Raw genomic sequence first — 26,151 nt, 5'->3', positions numbered from 1 at the left:
TTTATTTCATATCAGTGATAAAACTTAGTAAAAATCCACACAAGTTGTTCTTCAATTCTATTAATGATCGTCTAACTGATTCGTCATCAGTAAGCCACAATACCTATAAAAATTAGCACTTTCAGCGCTTCGTTTAATCTATATTGCGTTGGAATGATGTGCATTATAGGTGAATATTTTTATTACGCAAGCATTTTACTGGGTTATTTTGTCAAGCGTATTTTTTTTGTACTAAAAAAGGCAACAAAAATAAATAAGATATTGTTTTATAATACTTATTTATTTTTATGATTATTTAAAACAATATGCTCTATTGTTATTTTTTCAATAATTATTGGTTCTATAGGTAGGTTCTGCTGCATACCATATCTGGTTGTTTGCACATGTGAAATTTTATCTACTACTTGCATGCCTTGTGTGACTTTACCAAATACAGTGTAACCATCATTAAAAGGGGTTTGATCTAAAGCATTATTACTCTGTGTATTAATAAAAAACTGTGCTGTTGCTGAGTTTGGATTACTGGTTCTTGCCATTGCAATGGTTCCTCTTATGTTTTTTAGGCCATTTGATGCTTCATTTTTAATGGGTTGGTCTGTGTCTTTTTGTTGTAAGTTTCGATCAAAACCACCAGCCTGAATCATAAAATCAGGAATAACTCGATGAAATATAGTGCCATTGTAATAGTCTTTTTTGACATATTTCAGAAAGTTTTTGGTGGTTATTGGTGCTTCTTGATCATATAGCTCTATACTAATTTGGCCTACATTTGTATCGATATTGACATGCGTACCCGCAAAAGCTGAGCTACTGAGCAATATGCTTGTAAGTAAAATATATTTTTTCATCATTTTGACTGTGTAAAGATTAGGTTGAGCTATTTTACGCAACTTTATCTATTGTGCGTTATTTTTTGTGTTTGATCTCATACTTATTATGTTTTGTAATAGGTGTGTGTGGTATGTTTTTGCTTTGTATTTTGGTTTGCTTTGTGGAGTGCTATATGAAGTCACGTGCTGCGGTTGCTTTTGGACCAGGACAACCTTTAAAAATTGTAGAAGTTGACGTTGCTCCTCCTAAAAAAGGTGAGGTATTAGTTAAAGTCACACACACCGGTGTTTGTCATACAGATGCATTTACCTTATCTGGTGATGATCCTGAAGGGGTTTTTCCAGCCATTTTAGGGCATGAAGGTGCAGGCATTGTTGTTGAAGTCGGTGAAGGTGTCACCAGTGTTTCAGTAGGTGACCACGTAATTCCTTTATATACTGCTGAATGTAAAACATGTTTATTTTGTTTATCTGGAAAAACCAATTTGTGTACAGCCGTACGGGCCACTCAAGGCAAAGGGGTAATGCCAGATGGAACAACACGTTTTTCTTATGAAGGCCAACCAATTTATCACTATATGGGATGCTCTACTTTCAGTGAATATACTGTTGTTGCAGAAGTATCATTAGCTAAAATTAATCCTGAAGCAAATCCTGAGCAAGTCTGTTTGTTGGGCTGTGGTGTGACTACTGGTATTGGAGCTGTACATAATACAGCAAAGGTTCAAGAAGGTGACAGTGTTGCTGTATTTGGTTTAGGTGGGATTGGTCTTGCTGTAGTACAAGGTGCCAAACAAGCCAAGGCTGGACGTATTATTGTAGTAGATACAAACCCTGAAAAATTTAAATTAGCAAAAGAGTTTGGTGCAACAGATTGTTTAAATCCAAAAGATTTTGACAAACCCATTCAAGAAGTGATTGTTGAAATGACGGATTGGGGCGTAGATCATTCATTTGAATGTATTGGTAATGTAAATGTGATGCGTTCAGCGCTCGAATGTGCTCACCGTGGTTGGGGACAATCTGTGATTATTGGTGTTGCAGGTTCAGGACAGGAAATTTCAACACGCCCATTTCAGTTAGTCACGGGTCGCTCTTGGAAAGGGACTGCTTTTGGTGGCGTGAAAGGTCGCTCTCAATTACCTCAAATGGTCGAAGATGCGATGCAAGGAAAAATTCATTTAGCACCCTTTGTGACACACACCATGCCTTTGGAAAAAATTAATGAAGCTTTTGATTTAATGCACGATGGTGCATCGATTCGTAGCGTTATTCATTATTAGTCATTACGGTTTATTAAGTTCACGGCGTACGATCGTCAACATGTGTCTTTTTTATAGTTATTGGAAGAATTTGGAGTAAGAACATTATGCATCTGCATATTTTGGGTATTTGTGGCACGTTTATGGGGTCTTTGGCATTGTTAGCACGAGATCTTGGCCACAAGGTCACTGGTTCTGATCTAAATGTTTACCCCCCCATGTCGACACAGTTAGAACGTGCAGACATTACATTAATGCAAGGTTACGATCGTACGCATTTACAACCACATCCAGATCTCGTAATTGTGGGTAATGCCATGAAACGTGGTATAGATGCGGTTGAATATATGTTAGATGCAGGGCTGCCATATGTTTCGGGCCCACAGTTCTTAGCTGACCATATTTTACAAGGCAAGCACGTACTTGGTGTTGCAGGAACACATGGTAAAACAACCACCACAACCATGTTGGCATGGGTACTCGAACATGCGGGATTAAATCCAGGTTTTTTAATTGGTGGTGTACCACTAGGTTTTAAAGAAAGTGCCCGCTTAGGTGGGGGTGAATACTTTGTTGTTGAGGCCGATGAGTACGACTCAGCATTTTTTGATAAGCGCTCTAAATTCGTTCACTATCATCCTAAAACAGCTATTTTAAATAATTTAGAGTTTGACCATGCAGATATTTTTGATGATTTAGCTGCCATTCAAAAACAGTTTCATCATTTGGTACGTACTATTCCAAGTCAAGGTTGCATTATTGCACCGATAACAGAACATCATATCGACGAAGTATTGGCTCAAGGCTGTTGGACACCTGTACTAAGAACAGCATTACATAAAGATAGTACAGTCTATTTATCTGCTGAATTAATATGTGAAGATGGCAGTCATTTTCATGTTTTTGAACACGGAACGAAAGTTGCAGAAGTCAAATGGACAATGACAGGGCAGCACAGCGTTGCCAATGCTTTAGCGACAATTGCTGCATCTACGCATGTGGGTGTATCTATTGATGATGCTTGTGTGGCTTTATCTTGTTTTGGTGGTGTGAAGCGCCGTATGGAGTTGTTAGATACCATACGTGGTATAGAGGTTTATGATGACTTTGCACATCATCCAACAGCGATTGAAACCACATTAGACGGCGCACGAAAGCGTTTAGGTGAGCGTAAACTGTGGGCAATTATTGAACCTCGATCAAATACCATGCGTATGGGAAGCCATAAAGCAGGATTGGCATATGCATCACGCTTGGCAAATGAAGTGGTTTGGTATCAGCCTGAAGGTTTAGACTGGGATTTAAGTGCTGTGATTGAAGCGTCTACGAATCATGCACAAGTATGTTCGTCATTAACGCAGATTATTGATTATGTATCTGAGCATGCAAATGCAGGTGATGCAATTGTTGTTATGTCTAACGGTAGCTTTGGCGGTTTACATCAAAAGTTACTGGATGCTTTAGCAGATTAAAGATTGATTTTTGAAATGGCTTCTGTCATTATCGTTCGAAATTGGGTAGTATTTATCCAAACAAAATTCGTTTGACAAGGGGAGTAGCCTCCTTCAAGCCTAGGTGTTACACATGGGCGTCAGGTATCGTCATTACGCTTTGCTTGCAAAGTCGGTGCCTGAGCATTACGGTCGTTTCTGTAATGTAGGCAAGACCTTGATCATGTTGTTACAGAAGATTCAATTATCATCTGGCAACTGGTCAAGGTTTTTTTATGGCCAATGCTAGATGGGGAGATCATATGGACTCTATCGGCAATATTTGGCTGTACTTGGTGTTTTTCGGCATCGTCACAGTCATGTTACTCGTTGATTTTTTAGGTTTTAAGCAAAAAGAACACGTTGATGGTAGTCAGGAACCCGTCCCTTTAAAGCAAGCTGCGTATTGGAGTATTGCGTGGGTCAGTGTTGCTATGTTGTTTGCGGGTGGCTTATGGCTCTATCTCAAACAAACGATGGGCGTAGAGATTGCCAATCAAAAAACGCTTGAATATGTCACTGGCTATTTATTAGAAAAATCTTTAGCAATTGATAATGTATTTGTTTGGCTCATGATTTTCTCTGCATTTGCCATTCCACCTGCATTACAACGCCGTGTGTTGTTATACGGCGTACTCGGTGCAATTATTTTAAGAACGATCTTTATTTTCTTGGGTGCTTGGCTCATTCAAGAATTTTCATGGATTTTATATATTTTTGGTGCATTTTTGGTTTACACCGGCTTTAAGTTTTTAAAAGGCCAAGATGATGACCCAAATATTGAAGACATGGCATTGCTAAAATGGTTGCGTAAACACGTACCAATTACATCTACACTGAGAGGCTCTGCGTTTACTGTACGTGAGCAAGGGAAGTTATTTTTTACACCGCTGTTGATTGTACTAATTTTAGTAGAATTTTCAGATGTTATTTTTGCAGTCGACTCTATTCCAGCAATATTTGCAGTGACTAAAGATCCATTTATTGTACTTAGTGCAAATTTAATGGCAATTTTGGGTTTAAGAGCGATGTTCTTTTTGCTCTCTGGTGCGGCTGAGAAAATGCGCTATTTGCCTTATGGTTTAGGTATTATTTTATTGTTTATTGGCTTTAAGATGTTAATGCTTGATGTATTCCACATGCCAATTTGGATTTCACTGAGCTTTATTGCTTTAGTGTTAGTGGTCACAGCAGTATTATCTTTACGACATGACAAACAACTTCAAAATAAGTAATGTTTAAATAAAACAACAATTAAGGCATGTGTAATAACATGCCTTAATCATTTACGCTTTATATAAAAACTCAAAATACAACTTGCATGATGCTGTCATCAGTTATTTATAAAAAATATTGATCATGAAATCTAAACACACATAGGCTTCACAGCGAGGTGAATGCATCTATGGGGATAATGAAATAAAGCTACCCATATTTTCAATTTTAAATGTATCTGTTTCTATTTGTGGTTGTGGAGATGAAAAGTTACCATTATTAATTCCTGCCATGCCTATGGTAAACATACATCCACCAGTACGTGCATAGTATCCATTGGCTTGATTGCTATTCGCAGATAGGTTTTGCCCCTGTAAAACAGCCCCAGATTGTGCATTGAATCCATTAATTACATTATTTTCTGCTCGAGCATTGTCACCATCGAGGGTTGCATTTGTTTCAGCACTATAGCCATGTAAGGTGTTTTTTGTAGATACAGTATCTGTCATATCAATGAAAGAACTTGTATTTGCAATAAAGCCACAGCCCGAGTTTTCACTGGCCAAAGCACCATTTGCGCCAATAAACCCTCTTTTCGTTGCGTAAATGCCATGGCTTTTATTTTGATAAATTGTCGTTATCGCTTTGCCCAAACTATTACACTCTACAGAGCCACCCCAAGCCAGTACACCATATTGATTATTATTTGAATCTACGCCGTGTGCCCATGTTGTGCCATTTGATAATGCATAAAAACCTGCTTTTTCATTACCAACTGCCTTTGCATATTCACAAATAATCATGCCGCCAGCTTCAGCACAAAAACCAAAACCTAAACCCTCTGACGTGTGTCCAGTGTAATAAGCCTCGGCACCCATACACTCTAATGCCGCATTGTATGCATGAAAAGCGACATCGCCCGCATTAGTTACTTTCACTCCTCCCCCTTGAGACCCATCATATTCTGACACATTTGCATGAATCGTAGAGCCTTGCATCGAGCGAATACCGTAATAAACCTTATCAATCATTATGGCAATACCACACTTCACATTACAGCCACCCACTGCCCGAATACCTGCACCATAACACTGTGTATTCCACACACCTTGTGAAACCCAGCCATTTACACCTTGAATTTGAAATCCATTTAACCAACTGATACCTACTCCAGAGGTAAATAAGAAACAATCATTATTATTTGTATTATCTAAATTCAAAATTACACGATTCGGTTGCGATTCATTCCCTCTTATTGAAATAAGTTGTCCATCTAACCATTTAGGCTGAATTGGGTGGTTAATTGCGTATGTACCATCAGCAATCAGAATATCTACGCCACCACTGCCAACCACTCGTTTAATGTCTAACCACTCAACAGCATCATGAATGGTTGGAAATACACTAGGTACAGGCAGTTGAATAAATTGGTTAACAATATTACCTGCAGGATAGAGAATATTTTTATAGAATAAACCGCCATTACCCGAGGTTATTCTTAAATTTAGAATTAAATTAACATCTGTTACTTTATATGATCCTTCTAATATACGACCACCATGATTAAACCAACTCTGGATCGCACTAGTATCATCTGCCACACCATCTCCAATAGCGCCATACCAAGTCGGGTGTAGAGCCGTCTGCTCTAATCGAATAAAAATGCGATTGTTTGTATCAGCAATAATCCGTCCTTGATCAGGTGATACATTAAGGTTTGCTTTATAAACAAAGATTCCTCCGCTATGTTGATCTTTAACGAATACTATATCTTGATCATTTAACGTGAGAGAATTTAAGGCTGAAATATCAGCTACAGTATGAATATCTTGAAGTATTTCCGTTAGCATAGTTTGCCCTCCTAAAGATAAGACATTAAATTTACTTTTATTATTATTGTTTTAGAAAAATTTAAAACCAGATTAATATGTGACATACACAGCACAACAAATATAATTTAGTGAAACATACTAGATTTATTTGGGTTCTAATTGTTTAACAGTATGCGATGATAAAAAACTTAATAGTGGTGCAATATACTTCGTTGTAGCATCTGGAATTTAAAAATTTCGTCTACGTAGCTAAATTCAAGTTTTTTATAAAAAATACGCTACAATCAAGCGAAAAAATTAGATTGTAGGTTACTTTTATGTCTATGCATAATGCAGACACACAAGCGGTTCGTGGCCGTTTTTTAGATATTCAGCATACAGCTTCTCAACCTGAAGACATTGCTTCACACATTCGTTATATTGAAGATGGGCTATTACTCTCTAACGCAGGAAAAATTGTTTGGTTTGGTGCATGGGCTGATGTCGACCCTAAATTACTTGATGGCGTTGCCGTAGCACATTACCCCGACCAACTGATTACCCCGGGCTTTATTGATACACATATTCACTTCCCTCAAACTGAAATGATGGGAGCTTATGGTGAACAACTACTCAGCTGGCTGAATAATTATACATTCCCTACAGAAATTAAATTTAAAGACAAAGCGTACGCAGATCAAATTGCCTCATTTTTTGTCAATGAACTACTTAAAAATGGTACGACTACAGCATTGGTTTTTTGCACAGTTCACCCTGAATCTGTAGATGCTTTATTTGAAGTTGCTGCCAGTAAAAATATGCGTTTGATTGCAGGTAAAGTCATGATGGACCGCCATGCACCTGAAACATTATGTGATACAGCACAATCTAGTTATACAGAGTCTAAACAACTGATTGAAAAGTGGCATGAAAAAGGCCGTGCTTTATATGCCATCACCCCACGTTTTGCACCAACATCAACCGATGCGCAATTGTCATTGGCCGGTCAATTAAAACAAGAATTTCCAAGCGTGTATGTGCATACACATTTAAGTGAAAATAAAGATGAGATTGCGTGGGTAAAGTCACTATTTCCACATCATGCGGGCTATTTAGATGTATACCATCAATATGGTTTAACAGGTGAACGTTCTGTTTTTGCACATTGTGTACATTTAAATGAAGATGAATGGAAATGTATGCATGACACAGACTCTGCAATTGCTTTTTGTCCTACTTCCAATTTATTTTTAGGTAGTGGTTTATTTCCATTACGTAAAGCATGGCAACATGGCGTTAAAGTTGGTTTAGGCACAGATGTCGGTGCGGGGACGTCTTTTTCACAGCTACAAACTCTTGGCGAAGCTTATAAAGTACAGCAGTTACAAGGCGACACGCTTTCAGCATTTGAGGCGTTTTATCACGCAACACTTGGTGGAGCAAAATCTTTAGATTTAGAGGATTGTTTGGGTAACTTCAACGTAGGTAAAGAAGCTGATTTTATTGTGATTGATTTAAATGCAACACCATTACAGCAGTTGCGTCAAAGCCATGCAAGTACAATTGAAGATCACTTATTTGCTTTGTTTACTTTAGGGGATGACCGCAATATTGTGGCTACATACGTGAATGGTCAAAAGGTTTACTCATCAAGTCTTACGACATAAATAGGCAAATTTGAATCTACAGATGCATCAAGATTCATTTTGTTTTAAACTATCGTTGACTGTTTAGGTGTTGCAAGGCAACACCTTTTTTATTCGTACATAGGGTTTATGCAATGACTGTTCAAATGAACGTGATGATTTCTGCTGATGACATTCAAGCGAAAGTAAAACAGCTTGGTGCAGCAATCAACCAATTTTATGCCAACAGCAACAAAGAGCTTGTCTTAATTGGCCTACTGCGTGGTTCGGTAATTTTTATGGCTGACCTGTGTCGTGCGATTGAAAAACCACATGAATTAGACTTTATGACCGTATCTAGCTATGGTGGTACCAGTACTGTATCTACACGTGATGTTAAAATCTTAAAAGATTTAGATGGTGATATTGAAGGCAAAGATGTGATTGTTGTTGAAGACATTATTGACTCAGGCAGAACACTGAGTAAAGTCATGGAAATGCTCAAAACTCGCAACCCAAATTCAATTGAATTGTGCACTTTAGTAAGTAAGCCTTCACGCCGTGAAATTGAACTTGATGTACGTTTTTTAGGTTTTGAAGTCGAAGACCGTTTTATTGTGGGCTATGGCCTTGACTACAACCAAAAGTATCGTCACATACCATTTATTGGTGAAATTGGTCTATAAATTACCTCTGGCACAAAAACAATACAGACTGTCTCAAAATTTGCACGGTCTGTAGTTACAACTTTGCTAATATGAAAATAATTAGAAGAATGAACTTGGAGTTAAAAATATGTGGCACATTATAGTAACAATATTAATTGGTTTTTTTGCAGGTTTAATTGCACGCGCACTGTATCCTGGTGAAGACAAAGCGGGATTTTTTGTCACTGCCGGCTTAGGTATTTTAGGTTCTTTTGTTGCAACCTATGCAGGACGTTTTCTACATATTTATGGTGAAAACTCATCAGCAGGCTTTGTTGCCTCTGTCGTAGGTGCAATTTTAGTATTGGTTGCATATAACTTTTTTACTAAAGAAAGTTAACTTAACCAATCTCTATAAACCATGTTGTCGCCAAAAGCTTTGAATTTGGTCTGCTGAAAGGAACCCTATATTGCTTTCTCCATTGGCAAAAACAATACTCGGGGTTCCATTAAAACCAAGTCGTTGGCCCAATGCTAAGTTGCGTTCTATAGGATTTTGACAATTCAAAGATGCGACAGGGTTAATGCCTTGTTGCATCAGCTTTTGCCAAGCATACGATGAGTTAGGACTACACCACACTTGTTTAGTCAGTTTTTCCGATTGTGGTCTGAGTGGGTACATAAAAATATAGATTGTTACGTCATTTAATCTGCTTAATTCACGTTCAAGTTGCTGGCAATATGGACAATTTGGATCTGAAAACACCGCGATCTTATGTTGTCCTGTACCTTTCACAATTGGTATAGCATCTTGCAATGGTAAAGTAGCCCATAAATTAGAAGCTTTGTTTTGTAATAGCTCTTGTGTGATATTTTTTTGATCTTTTAAACGTAAAATAGCACCTGTAAATAAATACTCGCCACTTTCATCGAGATAAACCACCTGGCCATCAAGTCGTGCGCTATAAAGATGATCGATAGGTGTAGTCATCAGATCAGTCAAAGCCAATTTTGGATATTGTAAACTTATTCTTTGTTTAAGGCTTTGTACATCTGCAAAAACACTTTGGCAAAGAACAGCAACAACACATAAAAATAACTGGCGCATGAGATCAACCATTTCTACTTATAAAGTTTTGAGCATAATGCAAATACAGCATGATCTGTGTAAAAAATCATACTGCTTTTGCAAATTACATCAAATTTATCTACTGATTTTATTAATCCAAGCAAATAATTCTGCTAAATCATAATCACCACTGTGTGGTTTCCCCCAAGGTAAAGCAAAATCAACATTTGATCCTGTATTTTGTAATTTAGTTGCTAAAATGACAGGTATCGCAAGACTAGTGTCTTTGTCATATGCACCATGACGAATTCTCCAGTATTCACTGGTATGAACGTTTTTTTGCCCAATATAAGGCATAGGGTTCATCATTTTAATAATTTTTGGATCAGCAAGTGTACCTTGAGCTGTACTATGTTGAAAACCATAGGTAGTAAAGTGCTGTTTATCTATTTTTTCTGTGCCAAACTCTTGGTTTTCTCCTGATGATATGTCAAGTGCATCAAAGGCTGGCGGTGTTTTCATACGTTGTAGGTATACCAAATAGTCATCGTAGTTCAAATCTGTCACATGCTGACCATCTTTTTTAATCCATGTGTATTGAGATAGATCTTGCCCCTGATCAATTGCAGTTTGTGCTGATTTAATCAGGTATTGCTTAATCAGGTCTTTAAATGTACCACTGCCATCTTGAGTCAGATGTAATGGCTGTTTTTGCGGTGAAACTAAACTGAGCTGATTTACATAGTTTGGAAATTGAGCTTTTAAATCATTAGACACACGAATTTGCTCTTGACTCAGCACACCGGCTGTTTCTTTACGTTCAACTTTATAGTCCAACATACTTATATTTATTTTTTTATAGTCATGAATACCATTTAATTGCCACTCATAAGCCATGTCTGCATGATCTAAATTAGTAATTGGGCAATAAGCAGACACTGCAAAAATACGATCGCTGGTATTGGCTGCACCAAGCTTTTTCAGATAAGGCATATAATCTTTAGCATCACCTGTTGCACCAAGTAGGGCTGACATTGCACCACCTGCGCTAGTACCATTAGAAATAATCTTATTGGCATCGCCTGGCATATTTTTATCATTGTACTTTAAATAGCGAACAGCAGCTTTTAAATCAACAATTGCTGCAGGTGCTTTACCTGTTGTTGCAGTACGACCACGCGCACCTGCTGAAGCAACCACATAGCCTTGGTACAGTGCATATGCTGCTGTACTTGGTGTACTACTAATACCTGCGACTTTGTTTTGCTCTGTTGGATTACGACCACCCATTTTTCTCCCAACCAATGTTGCAGGCTCGGCAGGCATGTATCCACCGACTTCATTTGGGAAGAAAATTGGCGCATTTGTAGCATCAAATCCATTGATTTGCTGATGATTAAAATATGCGTCTGGGATATAAATATTCATGACTTCATACTTCGTATCTACTGGATGTTTTACGTAAACAATATTGGTATAAGCACGTACTTTTAACGATTGGCCATTAATATCTAACTCTTCAATTTTATAGTTTTTAGCATCGAATTGGAGTGAGTAGCTCTTTTCTCTTGGTGCTGATGCAATAACTGCTGTAGATAAGCTACAAGCAATAATCAATGCAATGGTTTGATATTTCATGATGTACTCTTTTATGATTTTATAATAAATATATTAGCTGAAGGTGCTTTGCTATATGTGGATTTGCAACATTATTCGTAATATTTGTACTTATTTTCTACGTAATTATTTTTACAATAGCCTCTCAGGCTACGTTGATTTTTCAATAAAATTATAAAGTACCATTGTTTTAATCATAAAAAAAGTCTACTCGCATTCAGCGAATAGACTCGATATATTTTATTAAAATATATTAAAGCGGACGGATATCTTCAGCTTGTAAACCTTTTTGGCCTTGAGTTACAGTAAACTGTACGCGTTGACCTTCAGTTAAGCTTTTGAAACCTTCTGATTTAATGTTTTTGAAGTGAGCAAATACGTCTTGACCATCTTCTGCTTGAATAAAACCAAAGCCTTTAGTGTCATTAAACCATTTAACAACGCCGTTTTGTACATTTGACATGTGTATGTCCTCTTCCTAGTAAAAATACCAGAATATTGAAATCTCAAATTAGACGTAGAAATTTTATATTAAAGACTGCGTAATAATTATAATGAAAAACCAAATTCTAGTGGGTAGAATACAGTCTTAAGACTGTATTAGCAAATTAAATTAATCTATACATTTGATTAAATGCAGTGTAAAAACTTTTTCCATCTAAGTTCAAGTCTATTTCTTGGCCTGATTCTAAGAGAATCTTCTTTCCAACTTCTACCTGCATAAAACCTGTAGAAGTGTTTTGACGTTTTTGATGGGGAATAATCTTTACATGGATTTCTTCGCCATTTATTGCGATAGCTATGCGATTTACAATTTTTTCCAATTTATACCAATTCATGCACATTTTAAGAAGTGTGCTATTTTTCGTAACCATAAAATACTGTTTAAAATCTTTCAATTTCTAAAACAAATACGCGTGTTTATTTTGAATCACTGTCGGTGTTCAATATCAAATACAATATAGACTAAATGAAATAAAAGCAATCGACTTTACATAAAGGTTAAGCAATAAATTCAATATGTATTATCGAAAAATCCTTTTATTCACTTTCCAATACAGAATGTAATTAAAAAAACCTATTATAATTAAAACAAATACTTAATTTTAAAAAAGAATAATTGCAACTAAAATGCAACTAATTCAACAAGGTTAAAATAATATTTAGAGCTGCTGCTTACGTATTACATGATGAAAAAAATTATTGTAAATCATTTTTTCTGCAAACAACCCGAATTAAAACAATTTATTAGATTACATACCCCTATAAATATAGGGGTATCAAATATACATAATAAGACTACATTAGCCTAGTATCAACGTCATCGCCTGTTCTCAGAAGCTTGTAAAGTACTTTCGTCACACTTTCTAGTGATTGAGTATCGTTTCTTAATAACAATGTAGATAAGTCTTTATGTGAAGATAAGGCTTGAATGATGGCTTTCTTGGTTGCTGAAGGAAGATTACCTTGTAAAGCAAGTTCTTCTTTATTGTTTTCAACTTGTGCCATGACAATTTCATTTTTACGCAATATGGTTGCCAAATGATTAACATATATTGCCTGTTCTTCATAAGTAGATATATCACCAAAGGCTTGAGAAATGAGTTCGATAATTTCTTTTAAATAGGCTCTTTTTTTAGGGCTGACTTCACCACCGCCACCACCTTGAATAGGTTGAAGTGGTTCTGCTTCCGTGTCTTCGGTTTCATCATCTTTAAAGTTTTTCTTTTGCAGACTATAACCCGTTAATACCAAGCCTGATAGGTCAATTTCTTTAGCAGAGATACCATTAAGTCGCTTTGCTACAAGTTTCGCAAATGCAGCAAAGTTTTCTAGCTCAGGGTCACCTAAATTAATCAGTTGAGCAACATAAAAGTAAATACGAGTAAATTTAGATAAATCACCTTTAAAACGTAGTAGCTTTTGTTGTTCTATATCTATTTTTTCAATCTCAAAGTCAGCTTTTTGAATACCGTCTTTATTTCCGTCTTGCTGTGCCTGTTTACTTTTTTCTAGTTGTGTCGCCATTTCATTTTGAAGCTTTTTAAGTGCTTCATTAAATGACCTCACAATGCGATCTGTTGCTTTAAAGAGTGTTGGGTGGCTTTGTTCTTCAAATTGATCTTTAGCAATACTCAGTGCTGTTTCAAATCGTGCTTTCTTAAACTGTTCTAAGTCAGACTCAATAATCAGATTCAATGCTTCAATATTATCTTTAATGGTGTAAACCGCATTTGGGTCTTGTACATCAAAAATTTCAGCACCGTTGTCATACTTTTGAAAGCACTGCAAAACCCATTTGGGGTCATTCACAAAATCAATAATAAACGTCTGATCTTTACCTGTCGTTGTACGGTTTAAGCGAGAAAGAGTTTGTACTACCTCAACCTCATTGGCAATCACTTTATCTAAATACATTGCACATAGCTTAGGTTGGTCAAAGCCTGTTTGAAACTTATTGGCAACCACCATTAAGCGATACTCAGGTCGGTCAAAAGTAATACGTAAATCTGAGCTTGGAATGTCTACATTCATATTTGCTTCAGTAAACTCAGCATCATTACTTACATTAAATATTTTACCACCACCAACCGTTTCATCAACTTCATGTTTGATCTGATGACCTGTCATTTTCCCTGAGAAGGCAATAAGCACACGATATTGGCTATATTCAGGGTGCTCATCAATATATTTATCTAATGCGAGTTTATAGCGTGCCGCCGCAGGTCGTGAACTGGTCACAATCATTGCTTTGGCTTGACCATTGAGTAGGTGAACAACATTATGATGAAAGTGTTCGATAATAAATTTAACTTTTTGTGTCACATTCGTGGCATGGAGTGTCATCCAACGTGCTAACGCTTTTTTTGCTGTTTTTGCTTCTACACGATCTTGGCTTTTTATGTCATCTCCAACAAGTTTAAACGCCGTCTTATAGGGCACATAGCCTTTGAGTACATCTAAGATAAAACCTTCCTCTATGGCTTGGCGTTGTGAGTATAGGTGGAATGATTGTGGCAAATTATCGCTTGTGGCAGGCAAGTTATTTTTAGTCCGTCCAAAAAGCATTTTTGTGGAGTGTTTTGGCGTTGCTGTAAATGCAAAGTGGCTTATATTTTTAGATTGTTCTCTTGATTGCTGAATTTTCTCAAGTAACTCCTCAATGGTCAGGTTTTCCATTTCAGTACCTGACTGTAAAGCAAGCGTTGCTTGTAGTTTTGACGCCGTTGCACCTGTCTGTGATGTATGTGCTTCGTCAATCACAATACCGTATTTTAGATCACTTAGACTGGTATTGGTGAGTATGGCTTCCATTACATGCGGAAATGTTTGAATCGTGACAATAATAATTTGTTTATTTGAAAGTAGTGCTTCTTCTAATTGTTTACTTTTAGACTTTCCTGAGTGCTCTTTGTCATTACGGTTAATCGCTGCAATTAATCCTTTTTGATGGTCTAATTGCTGAATCGCTTCTTGTAACTGGTCATCGAGTACGGTTCTGTCTGTCACCACAATAATTGAATTATAAAATGGTTCGCCGTTATGATGTCGTAAACGAATGAGCGAATGGCATATCCATGAAATGGTCGATGTTTTTCCCGAGCCTGCACTGTGCTCACATAGGTAGTTTAAACCTGTGCCATTTTGTTTTACATCAGCAATGATTTTATTTACGGCATCAAACTGGTGGTATCTTGGAAAAATGACTCTTTGTTGTTCTGTCCATCTTCCATATAAGTCAACTTTGCTTTTCTTTTCTATGTAAACAAAGTGATGAAATATTTTAAGCCAGTTATCTTTTTGACACACGGTATCCCAAAAATAGGCAATAGGGTAATCTTCACCTAAGTTTAAATTGGCAGGTGGGTTCCCTGCATGTCCATTATTGCCCTTATTAAAGGGTAGGAAATACGTATTTTCACCATCTAACGCCGTTGTCATGGCAATTTCTGACTCAGACAGTGCAAAGTGAACCACTGCACCTCTTTTAGGCAGTAGTAAAGGCTCTTTACGTTTGCTTTTCGGATCTATTGGCTTGCGGTCATTTTTGTATTGCTGAATGGCATGTTCTAAGGACTGGTTAAACTCTGTTTTTATTTCTACAGTTGCCATTGGCAAACCGTTTATAAAGAAAACCAAGTCTATTGCGAACTCTCGTGTTGGGTTATATTTTAACTGTGGTACAACACGTAAAATATTCGCTTCGTAGTTTGCTATAACTGTTGGGTTACGTTGATCTTCAGGAGCACTTTCACTGAGCTCTATTGTACCTGCACCTGCAATTTGAAAGCCATGTCTAAAAATGTGGATCATGCCTTTTTTATTGAGCTCTGTGTCTAAACGGTCGAGTATGCGTTTTTCTGTATTATCGGCATTCAGTGCATATAGCTTTTCCCACTTTTCAGGCTGAGTGGTTTTAATCCACTGTATTAAGTCGGTCGGGTAGAGTGCATATTCTGTATTGTAGTTTTTGCTCTGACCAACAAGCCACCCTTGTGCCTCAAGTTTATCTACAATATAGCGTTCTAAGTGACTTTCATAATGTGCTTTGTCTGAAAAAATGCTCAATTTTATGTCCTTATTTTTTAGCTTTGTTGCAATGCTTTCTGCAAAAATGGGTATAGGTACTCTAGTTTAGACCGTCATGTGCTGACTAAATTTGCAACACATGACCCATATTTTTAGGCAAAAAAAACCTGCCGATTTGTGCGTGAACAAGCAAGCTTGAACATAGGCATGGCAGGTATGTTGGTTATAATCATGCAAGCGTGTGCGATTAAAGTAAAGCTAGATTTACAATTTAGTGTAAAATTCATGCGACCCATTCCCGTACATCTATTTTACCTGTAACTGCATGAGAGATGACGGAGGCTCTATATTCTTTGAGTTTTTCGATTAAGGCTTTTTGTTTGGAAACCAATATATCCATTTTTTGGTTTTCTTGGTCTAAATAGTTAATAATTGTAGATTGTTCATTTAGGCTAGGAAGTGGTATTTCTATATTTGATAAAACACCCATCCCAATATTTTGTTGAGTTCCATAACTCCAGTTTAATACTAAAGCATCATAAAAGTGACTTGAGTTAAAAACTAAAAATAAAAATTTAGGAAGGATTTTATTTTTATGGCATCTAAATACTGCTAAAGGTGACCATATATTAAATATATCTGTAGTTTCTACCAAAGCCACTTTCCCCGTTGTTGCTCCTGATTTAACCATATAGATATCATTAAGTTTAGGGGAGTATTTTTTACTATAAATTGCATTTAGCTCTTTTGTAATATAGCCACGCTTTTTTTCAAAATTTATTTTTCCTTTAGAAATAGCCTCTGCTGAGATGAAGGGAATACCCTCATCTACAAATTCAGGGGTTTCATGTGGTCCATCCGTAATAGAAATTTCTAATATGTGCTTTATTGAAGGTGTAAACCAACTTTCAGGCACTTCCCCTAACCACTCCACACCACTATCTTTCATAGCTACATTAGGGTCTAAACCTTTGGTCACGGCGTGCGAAATAACAGATTTACGCTGTTCTTCTAATAGCTCTATCAGTTGTTCTTGCTTGGCAATCAGTTTGTCAATTTTTGTGGTTTCTTGGTCGAGGAAAGAAACAATTTTATGCTGTTCGATTTTAGGGGGGAAAGCTAAGTAGACATTCTTTGATTCATTCCATCTAAATTCAGTAGATCGAACACGAATCCCTTTGGCTAAACTATTAATAAAACCTATTTTAGCCATTGTTCGAAAAAAGTGAGAATAAAAATGATGATTTGAATTTTGATCTTTTGAATAGCAAACTGTGTAAACAGGAGTGGATTTACCACTTGAATCAGATACACCAATAGCTCCTGCAAATGCATCCATTTCATGAATAACTAAATCACCGTTATAGATATGTTGATAACCATGTTCTTTAATAGAGTTAGTGAACCCATCGCTACGTCTATTTTTACGTAGTGTTACCTGACCATCTCTAAATGCAGTAATAATTTCATCATTTTCAAGTGCTTCTTCTTTTCGATAATTAAAAATATCTTTAGTTCTAACCTTTTGCCAGTGCTCAGGAATATCTCCTAACCAATTAATACTACTATTTTTATAACTCGGATAAGGCTTAAAATTCATGTTTACACCTCACCCAATAGCTGTGCGACTTCTGCCGAAAGCAGTTTAATTTCCGCCATAATTTCATTTGGGTGACGTGGTGGTTCAAACACATAAAAATAACGGTTAAAGTTAATTTCATAACCCACAACGCCTATATCGCCGTCTTGTGCATCAGTGTATTTTTCATCAATAAAGGCATCATGGGCATGAGGTAAAACCTCTTTTTCCATGTATTCATATATATCTTGGTTTAATGGAATGTTTTCATAATCAGTTAGTTCTTTTTTTGCTTGTATTTCATCATTGATATATACAATATCTGCATCTTCTTTTTCTACACCAAATATATCAACTAGTGTTAAAAGAAGTGATTTACTCATTTTCTTTAAAGGAAAATTTGGTAAAAATTCTTCATTAAACCATGTAAAGCTCTTTTCTTGCCCTGCAAATGCTTCTACATACGCTAGTAGCTCTTCTTGCCCTTCTGTTGGTAATTTCCAATATTCTTTTAAAGACTGAAACTTATTTATGTTGAATTCATTAAAGTCTATATACATACGCAAAGGGCGTAGCACACGTACTCTACGGTAGCCAAAGTCGGTATAGTCAAAAATCTTGCTCACAGCAGACTCGGTAAAATCTGCATAAATACGGGTGATTTCATCTATCGCTTTTTGGTCGACAAATTTACGCTTATTGCCTTCATTTTTCCGCATAGATGCTCCCATTGCTGTGGCATCTATTAATTGCACCTTATTTTTACGTTCTTCTGTCTTACGGTTTGAAATGAGCCAAATATACGTACCAATACCTGTACGAAAGAAAATATCTGTTGGTAAAGCCACAATCGCTTCTAGGTAATCATTCTCTAAAATAAAACGGCGTATTTCAGATTCGCCCGAACCTGCACCACCATTAAACAATGGTGAGCCTGACAGCACGATTGCACCTCGACCACCGCCATTTTCAGGAAGCTCTAATTTAGAAATCAGGTTTTGTAAAAACAACATTGAACCATCGCTAGATTTTGGTAACCCTGCACCGAAACGACCACTTTTCCCTTCGTTATGTTCTTTTTGTACAAATTTAGCATCTTTTGCCCAAGACATACCAAACGGTGGGTTAGAACACTGGTAGTGAAATCGCTTGCCCATATATTGGTCATTGCTTAACGTACTACCCAATTTAATATTTTGTGATAAATCACGGCTAGGGTCTGATTCTAGTTTTTTAAGTAACATGCTACCCAAAGCAACCGCATGAGTTTCGGGCTGTATTTCTTGACCAAAGGGAATAAGGGCAGGGGCAACTTTATAACGATCTTTTAAACCATCTATATAATTCATCATATCGGTTAAAAAGCCTGATGTACCGCAGGTTTGGTCATAAATATTGCGAACCAAACCCTGTGTTTGCTCAAATAAAGCATTATCAGGTTCAATCAATAGTGTAGCTGCCAAGTGAACAATATCTCTAGGGGTCATAAAGTCCTCAGACCCCGTACCCACTTCAGCACCAAAACGGGCAATCAGATGCTCATACACATTACTCATGGTTCGGTCGGGAACAACATTTGGATGCAAGTCTATTGCATTAAAGTTATTACAAATAAGGTATAACAGATCTGCTTTTGCCAATTTGCTAATGGTATTGCTAAAGTCAAACTGCTCAAAAATAACACGCACATTTTCAGAAAAATTCGCAATATAATCTTCTAGGTTGGCTTTTGTTTTTGTTCCGCCTAAGTTTGAAAGGTTATATGTCGACTTATTATAAAAAGGGTAGCCACTGATATCACACAAAATATCATTCACACCCATATCTTGATATTCAAGCTGTTGATATGTGCTTAATACAGCATCTTTTGTAGATTCAAGTACACACTCTAAACGCCGTAAAACTGTAAATGGTAAAATAATCTTACCAAAATCTGTATGGGCAAAATCACCTCTTAAATCATCTGCATTTTTCCAAATAAAACTTGCAAGTGTTGATTCTGTATTGTTTGGTGCAGAAGCCATTTCTATTAACCTAAATTTACAATGACCGCATAGTATGCAATTTATAAAAGCCTTTCAAGCAATAGCCATTTAATGCAAAAAAGACCGCAAGTTCACAAATGAAGATTGATTTATATGACTGCAAATTTTTGCAATGATATATTTTATGAAACAACGATTTAAAACAAAAATAAAACTGTGCAAAAATGACTGCAAAATGCTTTAAAAACACTGCAATAGTTGCAGTGTAATTTTTCAAGGCACTTCATCATTATTTAATGCTGTTATGTGATCTTTATATGCTTTAAAACAACTCACGAGGTTTAGTATGATTTGTCCAAACTGCGAACACGGCGTAACGATTGAGGATTACGAAGACACAAAACCCTTTCAATGTACTCAGTGTGAGGAATGGCTTGTTTTAGATGTAGATGAAGGCACATATTTTGGTGCGACTCATACAACACTACGTATTTTTGATATAGATTGTGATTGAAGTGATGTAGATAACTACTCATAAGGCATGAAGCTATGGCTTTCATCTTGTAATAAAGCCAATAGTTTAGGGTGGATAAATAACTTTTCTTTACCTACTGTCATTTCCTCCAGTACGCCTATTTCTGCGAGCTTCTTGAGGTAGTTTGATGCTGATTGACGTTTAGCTATGCCTTTGTCTACCACATTGCTAATACGGCTATAGGGTTGCTCGAATATGAGGTCTACAAGCTCTCTTGTATATATTTTCTCAGCATTGGCTTTAACATACTCCACTGTATGCTCATGTAGCTGTTTAATGCCATTAATCTTGGCAAGTGTCCACTCACTGGTGACTTTAATGGCTTGTAATATGAATAATATCCATGATTCCCAATCACCCTGTTTGGTCACATTAAGCAATAGCTCATAATACTTTGCCTTGTTATGAATAATAAAACGGCTCAGGTAAAGTATAGGCAAGCTCAAAAGGTTTTCACCCATCAAATACAATACATTGAGTACACGCCCTGTACGTCCGTTACCATCTATAAATGGGTGTATTGCTTCAAACTGATAATGTGATACTGCCAATTTAACTAAAGGGTCTAAGTCATCGTTGTAGTGAATAAACTTCTCCCAATTAGACAATAGCCCTCTTATGTTGTCCTCACCGACTGGTGGCGTATAAATCACTTCACCAGTGTAGCTATTTTTTAATGCTGTGCCTGTTGTCGATCTAATGCCTAAATCCACACCTTTAAGTGTTTGGCATATCTCTATCGCTGTACCTGTAGACAATGGGCGTTCTTTAATTGACTGTACGCCTTTATACAATGCAGTACGGTAGCGTAGGGCTTCTTTGGTTGAGTGGTCGGCAGTATCATCATTGCCTTGTGCATGTTGAAATAACTTGTCTGTGGTGGTGACAATGTTTTCAATCTCTGAGCTATCTTTAGCCTCAAGCAACGGAATGATATTAATGAGCATATTTTGATTTGGTATTAACTCACCTGCCTGTTTTAGCTCGGCAAGGGCTTTATTCGCCGTGATACATGCCTTTAAAACTACCTTTGTTTCTATGTCTTGCTCAGGTGGTAGCTGTGGCAGTTGGTTATATGGTTGCTCGGCTTGCCATTGATTCATCTCAAACACCTAAATATGGTCATGTCGATAAAAGGGCAAAACTTCGACATGAGTATAACTATATGTCGATACTATAAACATGTTACCTATGTCATGTCGATAAAAAGGCAAAATATCGACATGAGGGGCTTGATATGGCGATGGTGTAAACATGAAATACTTAACGTGTCGATAAAACCATGAAATATAAACATGAGTAGGGCTTATATACTCAGTAGAACGAAAATTTACGCTGTACTCATAAAAACTCATATTAGAACCCCACAAAACCCAACTTTTAGAACCTGTCAAAACTTGTTATTTAAAGACTGCTCCGACTTAATAAAACTTAACCTTTTGAAGTGTCAAAACCTGAGAAAACCTGAACTTTAAAATGGGGACATGGTCATTTCCACCATACCTATACCGACTTTTTGAACACGTTAGAAATGGCATATTTAACCCCAAAATGTCACAAGAAATGTCAATTTATTATCATTATAAAGCAATGGCTTAATATCGTTTTGATGAATAAATAAACAAATAAATATCAAAGAAAATGTCAAAACAATTTATTTCTATTAAACACCTATTTCTTGTTATACGTAGTTATACAAAACGCCATGACTAAACATGACTTTTAAATGGTACTAAGTGTTAGAACTAGGGAAAACTAGATATTTTAAAGCCCCATACATGATGAGGCTTTATGTTATTTTTTTCTTTGCTTAGCAATTTTTACAACATCTTTAATCGCTTCTTGAAAATGCTTTTCTACGGGAGTTTGATAGTCGATATATTGCTTTTTATACACAGCATATTCTAACTGTGCTTTCTGCTTCGCTTCCAATTTTGAGATTTTTCCAGCATGTGTCAAAAGCTCTCGATCAGAAGCTACTAAAAACTTATCTAGCTTAGCTACCCAATCCTTCATATACATTGATGTACCATTGAGTGCCTGTAGCTCTGCAAAATCCAAATACATACTCACTAAGCGATTTAAAACATCAATTTCTTTTTCTTGCAGATAATTTTTGGCTACTGCAATGTCTTTAGATTTTGGATGCCCATCACCAGAAAAACTTGTCATTCCCATGTTTGGCTTTGTACCATCTACACGACTAAAAACTACTTCTGCTGCTGTATGTCCATGTGCTGCCCAGTGCATTTTATTTTGAACAGTTTGAAAAAATTTCTGTGACTCTGCCTCTTTAGGGTCATAATCTATACTAGTTGCATATATTTCCAGTACCTTTTGATAAAAAAGCTTTTCTGACGCTCTGATATCACGAATACGTGCAAGTAATTCATCAAAATATTGGTTATTTCCACCATTTTTAAGTCTTGCATCATCCATTGCAAAACCTTTAACAATATACTCACGTAGCACTTTAGTTGCCCATATACGGAACTGTGTACCACGATTAGATTTAACCCGATAACCAACAGAAATAATCACATCTAAATTATAGTGCTGTACTTCTCGTTCGATACTTCTACCACCCTCCTGTTGAACTATTCGGAAATTCCGAATAGTTGAATTTTGATCAAGTTCCCCCTCATCAAAGACATTTTTAATATGTTCATTAATAGTACTAACATTTTTCTGAAACATCTCAGCCATTTGTTTTTGAGTAAGCCAAACCGTTTCATCTAATAATCGAACATCAATTTTTAGCTCTCCATCCTCAGAAACATATAAAAGAAATTCGCTAGTTTTTATATCAGACATAAGCCCCTCATTTATTAAATTTTTAAAAAAATATTTAGTTAAATATAAACACTTTGAACTTGTTCAGCCAATCATATATACCCATACCACCTAAAAACTCACTCTTGACCTGTTATCACCTCTAAGCACCCAAACCGTGTCATTTTGAGTGTGACCACTGTGACCATTGTGACCACCTTTGTAAGATACTAATTTATATATACTTATTTCAGTAAAAGTGGTCACAAACCATAAAAATAGACCTCATAATAATTGTGACCACCTTAAAACGGTCACAGTGGTCACAATGCGGTCACAGTCGTAATTCAGCCTTAATTAATAAAACTGTGACCACTATATATATATATAACAATAAGTTACTATAATAAATATACAAGCGGTCACAGTGGTCACAATTAATATTCTTTATATCTCCGAGTTCTGTATTACTCTTTCATTAAAATGAAGCATTGCGGGACGCTCTCCACTTGGTAACTTTGAACGACCTACACGCTTGTCATAACGCCCATTGTCACAATCTATCCACCCATTCTTTTTAAGCACCTTTTTAGCGTTAGCTTCATTGATACCTAAACACATTTCTTTTTTAAACAAGGTCGATGATACAAGGTATGTTTTTTCGTCAGGGTCATAATAGCCAACTTGGTTATGAATACGAGGGCGGACAACTTCGCCGTCTGCGTGTCTAATCACAATTAAGCTCTCGAAACGACTTGATCCGTGAGATTCAATAAACGCCTTGAAGTGTTCTAGTATTTTGGTTTCCTCCAAATTACTACCATCACCAAAACTATTTAGCCATGTATTAAAACACTGTCCGACAGCGTCAAAGGCTCGCCCACGTTGCCACCCTGTAATGTCTGCTTGGGTTGCTAGCTCCCCTGCGACTGCGACCAATGCAAAACGGCGCAGTACACGGCTTGTCTGTCCGTTGGTGGTCTTAGGTGAGTATTGCTTAATAAAGCCCTCTAGCAAGCCCTTTGCTCGTTCCATTATGCTGTCTTTGTCTTGGGTTAGATAAGTGAGCCACTTTACCCCTGCATGTCCATAGTGTCGGCTTGCAAGCTCGTTTATACGGTTAGCAACGTCTTGAGGGCGTGTGCCGTAGTTAATCGTTTCAAATACGCCGTAGTCATGCCCTGCATCACTTGGAAGCTGTGCAAAACGGATTAATAGCCCCGCATCGAGCTCCAATCCGCCTCGTCTTAAATGCTCCTCAAGCATCACTTCACCTGTTGAGCAGTACGTTAAATTAAAGGTTTTAACCTCCTTGTTTTTACCCGATCTATTGGCTCGTGCTTTACCATCTCCACCACTGAGCATATAGATAATATCTGATACCGCTTTAGGCACGGCTTGGCGTAATTCATCAAGATTTAAAAAGTTGTCGTTTCTGATTTCTGCCTCAGCCTCTAGGGCGTTGTCTGTGGTACGCCATGATTTAGATACCGTTTTAGGACTGCCCCATATACTGCACGATGCTTTTGTGATGGTACTTTTACCGTCAGTAGATGAACCGTATATGTGAAATCCACCACTTTCTATATGAAGCGGTGCGACTAGTTGCCCTGCAAATGCACATGAGAATGACAGTACCGCCAGTGCATGAGGCTCTATGAGTTGGCTCAGTTGTTGCCACCCTGCAAATGTACCTTGTGTGCTGTATGGGTCGTTTCTATCATTACTAAATAATAAGTCTTCGCCCTCTGTGTTGCCGTAGGTCTTATGGGCTGTAACGTAGGCATCATCGTACCAACCTGTTTTAACCACACATCTAAAACGCTTTTCTATTGGGTAATCTTGAATATAATTCATAAACACATTCTTTTTACTGACCTGTCTTGGAGGCATGAGCCCATGATTGGCGATAATTCTTAATGCGTCTTGTGCTTCCCCCATGATGTGCTCATAAGGGATAAGTAAGGTATGCATGTAATTGTCTTTATCACGGAATTGGACAACACGCTTCCAATGGTCGTTGCACTTGTTCCGAGCCTCCCCCAGTATAGTTACTGGCGATGATATAAAGGTTTTTGTTTGTTTGGTTTCGCCGTCTGCGTCTGTGGTTTCTTTAATCAGGTACAAGCCACTATCTAAGATATGCACACATGCGTTATTGTCCATTTTAAACGGTTTTGCAAGGTGTCCTTTTGGCAGTACGTCTATGGGTTTTAAAAGGTGTATCGCTTCATCAAGAAATGCTTTAGCCTCTCCAGTATCATCAGTACAGGCAAGGTCAGGCATGTTACCCACTTGCGTGTATTGATTTAACAACCTCACAGCCGTGTTTTGTTCTAACTGCACATATCCATCAGCTTTGATATGTTCGGGGCGTGTAGGCATGTATAACGCCGTGTAGCCTGCTTTGCTCAGTTGATTCACCACAAATTCAACTTGTTTTAGATCATAGCCACTCAATGCGTCATAAGTAAAAGGTTTTGATACGTTAGGAAGCAACACCAAAACCACAGCATAACCAGTGCTAGCCACTTTAAAAAATGGCTCAAGGTGGTGAGTGATAATGACTGGTTGGTCTTTTACCATTTCACCAAAATATGCAAAGCCCTTTGCTATACCATTGTCAGGGTAAATACATACAGTTTGATTAAAACTCAAAATTGAGGTTTGTATCTGCTGTAGTGAACCGTCCACAATCGGCAATAATAGGGGGGTGGTGTACTTTTTATCTTTGCTTGGGTCGTCACCCTCTTTGCTAATTGAGATGTCGTCCATAACATAAATGGGTTGTTTAGGACTGCCAAAACGTACAACTAAATCATGCTCTAAATAGGCGTTATCGTGTGGTTTTAGTACCTCAGATTGAGCTATAATATCGCTATGGCTAGTTGGGACTGGCTTCTGATTGCTCACTTTTTTAAGTGGGCTTTCTTTTGTCTGCGTGTTGCCTAATTGAGGTTTGCTATTCATGCTTCCACCACTTTCAATTTGTAACGTGCGTGCATTCCTCTATTATTAATATTACTTTCATAATGAGTAGTAACCTCATAACCACTTTTACGTAGTCGACTGATTACACTCGTCAGGGAATAACAGTTAAAATGGTAAATGGCTTCAGCTTGACTGATTGTCTTACCGTCTTTGAGATAGGTTAATACTTGGTTTTGGTGGGTTTGTTTCATAC

General features: G+C 37.1%; 20 protein-coding genes. 7 read left to right on the top strand and 13 right to left on the bottom strand.

The features are described from left to right. Nucleotides 1-275 precede the first annotated feature (275 nt). Nucleotides 276-851 (bottom strand): peptidylprolyl isomerase, encoded by a 576-nt coding sequence (locus BLS38_RS12155; RefSeq protein WP_171258590.1) that lies wholly within the window; start codon nt 849-851, stop codon nt 276-278. Between the two features lie 152 nt (nt 852-1,003). Here BLS38_RS12155 and BLS38_RS12150 point away from each other — a divergent pair, with 152 nt between their 5' ends. The 3 genes from BLS38_RS12150 to BLS38_RS12140 all read left to right on the top strand — a co-directional run bounded on the left by BLS38_RS12150 (nt 1,004) and on the right by BLS38_RS12140 (nt 4,817). Further along, nucleotides 1,004-2,113, top strand: coding sequence for an S-(hydroxymethyl)glutathione dehydrogenase/class III alcohol dehydrogenase (locus BLS38_RS12150; RefSeq protein ID WP_092749979.1), 1,110 nt, complete (start codon nt 1,004-1,006; stop codon nt 2,111-2,113). An 86-nt stretch (nt 2,114-2,199) separates the two neighbouring features. Beyond that, the gene (gene mpl / locus BLS38_RS12145) at nt 2,200-3,564 is read left to right on the top strand and encodes a UDP-N-acetylmuramate:L-alanyl-gamma-D-glutamyl-meso-diaminopimelate ligase (protein WP_092749977.1); all 1,365 of its coding nucleotides are present in this window, start codon (nt 2,200-2,202) and stop codon (nt 3,562-3,564) included. Nucleotides 3,565-3,845: 281 nt separating this feature from the next. Beyond that, on the top strand, nt 3,846-4,817 hold the full coding sequence (locus BLS38_RS12140) for a TerC family protein (RefSeq protein ID WP_092749975.1): 972 nt from the start codon (nt 3,846-3,848) through the stop codon (nt 4,815-4,817). A 168-nt stretch (nt 4,818-4,985) separates the two neighbouring features. Here the strand turns inward: BLS38_RS12140 and BLS38_RS12135 are convergent, their stop codons facing one another. Next, nucleotides 4,986-6,647, bottom strand: a complete 1,662-nt coding sequence (locus BLS38_RS12135; protein ID WP_092749973.1) for a hypothetical protein — start codon at nt 6,645-6,647, stop codon at nt 4,986-4,988. Between the two features lie 305 nt (nt 6,648-6,952). On the opposite strand from BLS38_RS12135, the gene guaD reads away from it, so the two are divergent. The 3 genes from guaD (at nt 6,953) to BLS38_RS12120 (ending at nt 9,280) form a co-directional block, all read left to right on the top strand. Next, on the top strand, nt 6,953-8,275 hold the full coding sequence (gene guaD / locus BLS38_RS12130; protein ID WP_425283488.1) for a guanine deaminase: 1,323 nt from the start codon (nt 6,953-6,955) through the stop codon (nt 8,273-8,275). A 113-nt stretch (nt 8,276-8,388) separates the two neighbouring features. After that, nucleotides 8,389-8,919, top strand: a complete 531-nt coding sequence (gene hpt / locus BLS38_RS12125; protein WP_092749969.1) for a hypoxanthine phosphoribosyltransferase — start codon at nt 8,389-8,391, stop codon at nt 8,917-8,919. Nucleotides 8,920-9,028: 109 nt separating this feature from the next. Next, nucleotides 9,029-9,280, top strand: coding sequence for a GlsB/YeaQ/YmgE family stress response membrane protein (locus tag BLS38_RS12120; protein WP_092749967.1), 252 nt, complete (start codon nt 9,029-9,031; stop codon nt 9,278-9,280). 12 nt (nt 9,281-9,292) lie between these two features. Here BLS38_RS12120 and BLS38_RS12115 read toward each other — a convergent pair whose 3' ends face one another. From BLS38_RS12115 to BLS38_RS12085, 7 genes are all read right to left on the bottom strand, one after another. Next, nucleotides 9,293-9,988: a DsbC family protein gene (locus BLS38_RS12115; RefSeq protein ID WP_092749965.1), complete on the bottom strand. Its 696-nt coding sequence runs from the start codon at nt 9,986-9,988 to the stop codon at nt 9,293-9,295. A 96-nt stretch (nt 9,989-10,084) separates the two neighbouring features. Next, nucleotides 10,085-11,587, bottom strand: coding sequence for a subtype B tannase (locus tag BLS38_RS12110; RefSeq protein ID WP_092749963.1), 1,503 nt, complete (start codon nt 11,585-11,587; stop codon nt 10,085-10,087). Between the two features lie 232 nt (nt 11,588-11,819). Then, nucleotides 11,820-12,029: a cold-shock protein gene (locus BLS38_RS12105; RefSeq protein WP_092749961.1), complete on the bottom strand. Its 210-nt coding sequence runs from the start codon at nt 12,027-12,029 to the stop codon at nt 11,820-11,822. 145 nt (nt 12,030-12,174) lie between these two features. Further along, nucleotides 12,175-12,405 carry a transposase gene (locus tag BLS38_RS12100; RefSeq protein WP_092749987.1) on the bottom strand — a complete coding sequence of 77 codons (231 nt, stop codon included), beginning with the start codon at nt 12,403-12,405 and terminating at the stop codon, nt 12,175-12,177. A gap of 460 nt (nt 12,406-12,865) precedes the next feature. Continuing rightward, complete coding sequence (locus BLS38_RS12095) at nt 12,866-16,135, bottom strand: type I restriction endonuclease subunit R (RefSeq protein ID WP_092749959.1); 3,270 nt, start codon at nt 16,133-16,135, stop codon at nt 12,866-12,868. 244 nt (nt 16,136-16,379) lie between these two features. Beyond that, nucleotides 16,380-17,696: a restriction endonuclease subunit S gene (locus BLS38_RS12090; protein WP_092749957.1), complete on the bottom strand. Its 1,317-nt coding sequence runs from the start codon at nt 17,694-17,696 to the stop codon at nt 16,380-16,382. Between the two features lie 2 nt (nt 17,697-17,698). Continuing rightward, nucleotides 17,699-19,699, bottom strand: a complete 2,001-nt coding sequence (locus BLS38_RS12085) for a type I restriction-modification system subunit M (RefSeq protein ID WP_092749955.1) — start codon at nt 19,697-19,699, stop codon at nt 17,699-17,701. Between the two features lie 307 nt (nt 19,700-20,006). Here BLS38_RS12085 and BLS38_RS13030 point away from each other — a divergent pair, with 307 nt between their 5' ends. Continuing rightward, nucleotides 20,007-20,174 carry a hypothetical protein gene (locus tag BLS38_RS13030; protein WP_171258589.1) on the top strand — a complete coding sequence of 56 codons (168 nt, stop codon included), beginning with the start codon at nt 20,007-20,009 and terminating at the stop codon, nt 20,172-20,174. Between the two features lie 14 nt (nt 20,175-20,188). On the opposite strand, the gene fic is transcribed toward BLS38_RS13030, so the two are convergent. From fic to BLS38_RS12065, 4 genes are all read right to left on the bottom strand, one after another. Next, the gene (gene fic / locus BLS38_RS12080; RefSeq protein ID WP_092749953.1) at nt 20,189-21,298 is read right to left on the bottom strand and encodes a protein adenylyltransferase Fic; all 1,110 of its coding nucleotides are present in this window, start codon (nt 21,296-21,298) and stop codon (nt 20,189-20,191) included. 691 nt (nt 21,299-21,989) lie between these two features. Next, complete coding sequence (locus BLS38_RS12075; protein WP_092749951.1) at nt 21,990-23,009, bottom strand: virulence RhuM family protein; 1,020 nt, start codon at nt 23,007-23,009, stop codon at nt 21,990-21,992. A 405-nt stretch (nt 23,010-23,414) separates the two neighbouring features. Further along, nucleotides 23,415-25,937, bottom strand: coding sequence for a DUF927 domain-containing protein (locus BLS38_RS12070; RefSeq protein ID WP_092749949.1), 2,523 nt, complete (start codon nt 25,935-25,937; stop codon nt 23,415-23,417). Next, on the bottom strand, nt 25,934-26,149 hold the full coding sequence (locus BLS38_RS12065) for a helix-turn-helix domain-containing protein (RefSeq protein WP_092749947.1): 216 nt from the start codon (nt 26,147-26,149) through the stop codon (nt 25,934-25,936). The genes BLS38_RS12070 and BLS38_RS12065 overlap by 4 nt, the downstream gene beginning before the upstream one ends. Nucleotides 26,150-26,151: the final 2 nt, after the last annotated feature.

It is taken from the genome of Acinetobacter boissieri, from assembly GCF_900096955.1.
Classification (GTDB): domain Bacteria; phylum Pseudomonadota; class Gammaproteobacteria; order Pseudomonadales; family Moraxellaceae; genus Acinetobacter; species Acinetobacter boissieri.
This window is presented reverse-complemented; position numbering and strand designations above follow the sequence as displayed.